Annotated in this window: 3 protein-coding genes and 1 pseudogene; 2 read left to right on the forward strand and 2 right to left on the reverse strand. The window is 48.2% G+C overall.

Annotated elements, in window-relative coordinates; genetic code table 11:
* Positions 1-1,314, reverse strand: a 1,314-nt coding sequence (locus tag E2K52_RS13035; protein ID WP_151205484.1) for a dihydroxy-acid dehydratase, incomplete at its 3' end; no start/stop codon positions are given.
* A gap of 359 nt (positions 1,315-1,673) precedes the next feature.
* Positions 1,674-3,503 (reverse strand): dihydroxy-acid dehydratase, encoded by a 1,830-nt coding sequence (ilvD, locus tag E2K52_RS13040; RefSeq protein ID WP_151205485.1) that lies wholly within the window; start codon positions 3,501-3,503, stop codon positions 1,674-1,676.
* A gap of 401 nt (positions 3,504-3,904) precedes the next feature.
* Here ilvD and fmt point away from each other — a divergent pair, with 401 nt between their 5' ends.
* Together fmt and E2K52_RS13050 are read left to right on the forward strand one after the other, a co-directional pair.
* Entirely contained in the window at positions 3,905-4,867 is a 963-nt protein-coding gene (fmt, locus tag E2K52_RS13045) for a methionyl-tRNA formyltransferase (protein ID WP_151205486.1), read from the forward strand.
* Positions 4,864-5,718: pseudogene (locus E2K52_RS13050) on the forward strand (transcription antitermination factor NusB); the annotation flags it as partial. The gene fmt and the pseudogene E2K52_RS13050, both read left to right, overlap by 4 nt.
* Between the last annotated feature and the right edge of the window lie 125 nt (positions 5,719-5,843).

Here is a 5,843-nt window from a genome sequence, read left to right on the forward strand (position 1 = left end):
CCCCCCTCTACTACACCCCTCTCCTACCCCCTTTCCCTCCCCGACGCTCTTCCGATCTCCACGCATGGCACCGATTTCTCCTTCAAACACCCGCGCCGGCCCCTCAAAATACAGCCCCTCCTTGCCGGTGATTTTGGCCACCGCTCCTGTAGGAGACAAATTGCCTTTTAGAACCACCAGATGCGAATCTTTTTTAATCGGCGCATCAAATGGCAGGATAATCTGTTGCCCTGGTGGATAGTCTGCGACATCCGCCAGGTTTTCTGCCAAGGTTTTACCCGTTACGGTCAGGCAAGAACCCTCCAGCATACCGGCATTCAGCATACGTTTCATCAGCGGTTGAATACCGCCAATGGCGATCAGTTCTGACATGAGGTATTTTCCGGATGGCCGTACATCGGCCACCACAGGAATATCTTTACCAATCCGCACGAAATCATCCAATGACAGCGCTACCCCTGCGCTATGGGCCATCGCCAGTAAATGTAGTACCCCATTGGTCGATCCACCCAGTGCAATCAGTACTTTAATGGCATTTTCAAAGGCGGCTTTGGTCATGATGTCACGCGGTTTAAGGTCTAGGCGTAACAGGTTCATGACCGCTTCACCCGCACGCATACAGTCAATTTTTTTCTCTTCGGAAACGGCTTCCTGTGCCGATGAGCCCGGCAAGCTCATGCCTAAGGCTTCAATGGCAGAGGCCATCGAGTTGGCAGTATACATTCCTCCACAAGATCCCGGCCCCGGCAGAGCCACCTCTTCAATCTGCTTGACCTGAATTTCGTTAATCTCCCCCTTGGCATATTGTCCTACTGCTTCAAACACCGAAATCATGTCAGTATGCCCAGCTCCCGGTTTAATGGTCCCGCCATAAATAAACAGGCCGGGACGATTTAAACGGGCCAGTCCCATAATACAACCCGGCATATTCTTGTCGCAGCCACCAATCGCAATGACGCCATCATAGGCCTGACAACCGACCACCGCTTCAATGGAGTCAGCAATAATTTCGCGTGAGACCAAGGAGTATTTCATCCCTTCAGTCCCATTCGAAATTCCATCAGAGATAGTAATGGTATTAAAGATAATACCTTTGCCATTGGCAAAATTCACCCCTTTTTCAACTTCACGGGCCAGCCTGTCAATATGCATATTGCAGGGTGTGACATTGGCCCAAGTCGAGGCAATACCAATAAATGGACGCTTAAAATCTGCATCTTTAAAACCGGTTGCCCGCATCATGGAACGTGCCGGGGCATTTTCTATACCATCGTAAACGGGGGCTGAATGTTCGCGGATATTGTCTTTACTCATTATTTTTTCCTTGGCGATGACCGATTTTCAGCTTCAGTCTTTGGCAATTTATTCTAAGCTCATTGTATAGAAGGCATACGATATATAAAAGAAATTACCTTGCAGAAAAATATTTTGATTAACTCTTAAAATGCTTTAATCACATGACCGAGCGACATGGATGTCGCTGTTTTGCTGTGCTACGGGGATGTAGCATCAGCAAAATAAAAAAATTTTGTTAGTTTTGATCTTACAACAGTAAAATTCTGTCTGCACAAAGATCATAAGAACTTTTGAATTCATTTGAGGCCGTGAAGTTTTCCAAAACCATAAAAAAGCACTCCCTTCTGGAGTGCTTTTTGTGCTGTAAAAATTACAGCTTAGATTTCACGTACCGCACCTTTTGCCGCACTGGTGGTATGCATGGCATAGGCTTTCAGTGCTTTTGAAATTTTACGTGGGCGTTCTTCTACCGGATGCCAGCCTTTGGCTTCCTGCGCTGCACGGCGGGCAATCATGGTTGCCTCATCGACTGCCAAGTGGATGGTACGGTTTGGAATATCGATTTCGATACGGTCGCCATCTTCTACCAGACCAATAGCGCCGCCCTCGGCGGCTTCCGGAGACACGTGACCGATAGAAAGACCGGATGAACCGCCCGAGAAACGACCATCGGTTAACAATGCACAGTCTTTCCCTAGGCCTTTCGATTTCAGGTAGCTGGTTGGGTACAGCATTTCCTGCATACCCGGGCCACCGCGCGGTCCTTCATAGCGGATCACGACCACATCACCGGCTTTAATTTGGTTCCCCAAAATCGCATCCACTGCTGAATCCTGACTTTCAAATACGCGTGCCGTACCGTTAAATTTCAAGATAGAATCATCTACACCGGCGGTTTTCACGATACAACCATCCAGTGCAATGTTACCGTACAGGACCGCCAAACCACCGTCTTTCGAGAAAGCATGTTCAGCATTACGGATCACGCCATTTTCACGGTCACCATCCAAACGTGAATAGTAACGGTCTTGCGAGAATGCGGTCTGTGTCGGTACACCGCCCGGTGCTGAACGGAAGAACTGATACACGTCTTCATCTTCCGTACGGATGATGTCCCATTTGTCCAACGCATCTTTGAGGCTTGCTTCATGCACGGTTGGAACCGATGTATCGAGTAAACCTGCACGGTCAAGCTCGCCTAGAATCGACATGATACCGCCGGCGCGGTGCACATCTTCCATATGCACATCTTGTTTCGCTGGGGCAACTTTACACAGCACCGGTACTTTACGCGATAAGCGGTCGATGTCATTCATGGTAAAATCAACGCCAGCTTCGTTCGCGGCAGCCAATAAATGCAGGACGGTATTGGTGGAGCCCCCCATGGCAATGTCCAAAGTCATGGCATTTTCATAAGAGGCTTTGGTGGCAATCGAGCGTGGCAATACGCTGTAGTCATCTTGTTCATAATGACGTTTAGCCAGCTCAACAATTAAAGAACCTGCACGTTCAAAGAGTTTTTTACGGTTGGCATGGGTTGCCAGCGTAGAGCCATTCCCCGGCAGTGACAAGCCTAAAGCTTCAGTCAAGCAGTTCATCGAGTTTGCTGTAAACATGCCTGAACATGAACCACAGGTTGGACAGGCGGAGCGTTCGTATTCTGCGACTTCTTCATCGGTATAGCTGTCATCTGCTGCCACAATCATGGCGTCGATCAAGTCAATGGCTTTCTCATTGCCACGGATTTTTACTTTACCCGCTTCCATTGGCCCCCCCGATACAAAAACCACCGGAATATTCAGGCGCATTGCCGCCATCAACATCCCCGGGGTAATTTTGTCACAGTTTGAAATACAGACCATGGCATCGGCACAGTGGGCATTCACCATATATTCGACCGAGTCTGCAATCAGGTCACGTGAAGGCAGGGAATACAGCATGCCGTCATGCCCCATCGCAATGCCGTCATCCACAGCAATAGTATTGAATTCTTTGGCTACACCGCCTGATGCTTCAATTTGACGCGCCACCAGCTGACCTAAATCTTTGAGATGAACGTGACCGGGTACAAATTGCGTGAATGAGTTGACCACGGCAATAATCGGTTTACCAAAATCTTCGTCTTTCATACCGGTCGCACGCCATAAGCCACGTGCGCCAGCCATATTTCTTCCGTGTGTTGATGTTTTTGAACGATAGTCAGGCATGGTGTTATTCCAACAAAGTTTGTGCAGGAGTGGGAAAATTCATCCACTCTGGCGAAATCTTACTAATCAAGAGCATGAAATCAGTCGAATTTTAAACATATCATAAATTAGCGATTCATTTAAAAAACTGGCTAAAAATACAGGACTTACTGCAATATGCTCAACTGGCAAGTTTCAATGCATATACGATGACATGCTGAAAACTACTATACCGCTAAGGCTCTGCATTAAATACAAAACTTTCATGAATAATTTTTAAAATTTACATGATTTATTTTTATATAAATATCCACTAAAAATCCATCGGGATAAAGCCTTGTAACAGATAAGTGTGCCGATTGATTAGGCTGGAATTTGGCTTTTGGCTTATACTAGGCTCAAGTTTTTTTGGAATTTCATGCGTGAAAATCATCTTTGCCGGCACACCAGAATTTGCAGCGGTTGCGTTAAAAGCCCTCATTAATACCCAGCACGAGATTATGGCGGTGTATACCCAGCCAGACCGTAAAGCAGGTCGTGGGCAAAAGTTAACTGCTTCGGCAGTCAAACAGCTGGCATTGGAGCATCAACTTCCGGTCTATCAGCCTGTACACTTCAAGTCTTCGACTGAAGAAGGACTGGCGGCTCAGGCTGAACTGAAAGCCCTGGACGCTGACGTAATGGTCGTCGCGGCTTATGGTCTGATTCTACCACAAGTGGTTCTCGATACCCCGAAATATGGCTGTCTGAATATTCACGGTTCGTTATTGCCACGCTGGCGTGGTGCAGCACCGATTCAGCGTGCTATTGCTACCGGCGATACAGAAACTGGCGTAACCATTATGAAAATGGCAGCAGGACTAGATACGGGTGACATGATGTATAAAACCTGGTGTCCAATTACAGCCGAAGATACTTCAGCCACATTACATGACAAACTGGCGATTCAAGGCGCTGAGGCGATTGTGGCCGTACTCGAATCTGAAGAAAAATTACAGCAATATCTGAACGCCCGCGAAGTTCAGGATGAAGCACTCACAGTATATGCACATAAACTCTCTAAGGCAGAGGCGCATATTGACTGGACTCAAACTGCGGCCAGCATTGACCGTAACATTCGTGCCTTTAATCCTTGGCCAGTGGCGTACATTCCACTGGATGAAAATAATAATCTGCGCGTTTGGGGATCGGCCCTGTCTGCTGCCAATGCGCGAGGGCATAAGGCAGGCACCATTCTGGCGATAGACAAACAAGGTGTGCATGTGGCCTGCGGTGATGAAAAAGCCGTCTGCCTGAGCGCCTTACAATGGCCAGGAGGCAAACCGCTTAATCCGGTCCAAATTAACCAGACCCAAAAATTACATGTAGGACAGTCATTGGCATGAGTTATTCTGAAACAGGTACATCCCATCTGAACTTGCGTGCCCAAGTGATACGTACTTTACTGGCGGTACAACAGGGACAATCTCTGGCAACCGTTCTCCCCCTGCACCTGAAAAAAGTGGCAGAGCGTGACCGCGCCCTGTTCCATGAACTGGTTCTGGGTACTTTGCGTCAATGGTATGCCTTAAAAAGTATTACCCTGCCTTTGCTGGTGAAACCGCTCAATAATGATACGGTCGAGACCTGCCTCTATGTTGGTCTTTATCAGTTATTGCAAACTCGGATTGCGCCACATGCGGCAATTTCTGAAACAGTAACGGCGGTCAAGCAGCTCGGCTATCAGGCTTTGAGTGGTGTGGTGAATGCCATCCTGCGCCGTGTTTCACGTGAAACATCAGAATTTCAGGTGGCGCTCGAGCAAGCTCATGGTCTGCCAAGCTGGCTGCTGAAACGTCTAAAGAAAGACTGGCCGGAACAGCTGAGTGAACTCAGCCATGAGCTCAAGCAGCTTGCTCCCCTCACCTTACGGGTAAATGAACGCCAAGTCAGTCGTGACGATTATTTAGAAATTCTGGAAGAGCATGATATTGCGGCGCATGCCTGTACCATTTCACAGGTCGGCATTGTACTGGATACGCAAGTCCAGATTCCTGACTTGCCAGGCTTCGATGTCGGTGGTTTTTCGGTTCAAGATGAGCATGCCCAATTGTGCGCTACCTTACTGCCGAATCTGGATAACAAGTTTGTCGTGGATGCCTGTGCAGCACCGGGGGGCAAAACCGCACATATCCTCGAAAAATATCAGCCTCGAAAACTGATTGCTCTGGATCAGGACGCCAAGCGCCTAGATCGGAAGAGCGGCGTGGAGGGGAAGAGGGGAGGATAGGGTGTAGGTCACGGGGGTGGCCGGATCATAAACAAAAAAAACAGTAAGAAGACGACATGATAGTGGACCGTACAGAGCACGAACGTGAGCCG

Source organism: Acinetobacter sp. RF14B (assembly GCF_006864105.1).
GTDB classification, from domain to species: Bacteria; Pseudomonadota; Gammaproteobacteria; order Pseudomonadales; family Moraxellaceae; genus Acinetobacter; species Acinetobacter lwoffii_C.

What these genes read in the sequence shown, in the direction of transcription:
- ilvD (WP_151205485.1), bottom strand. Translation starts at nt 3,503, where the DNA reads ATGCCTGACTATCGTTCAAAAACATCAACACACGGAAGAAATATGGCT.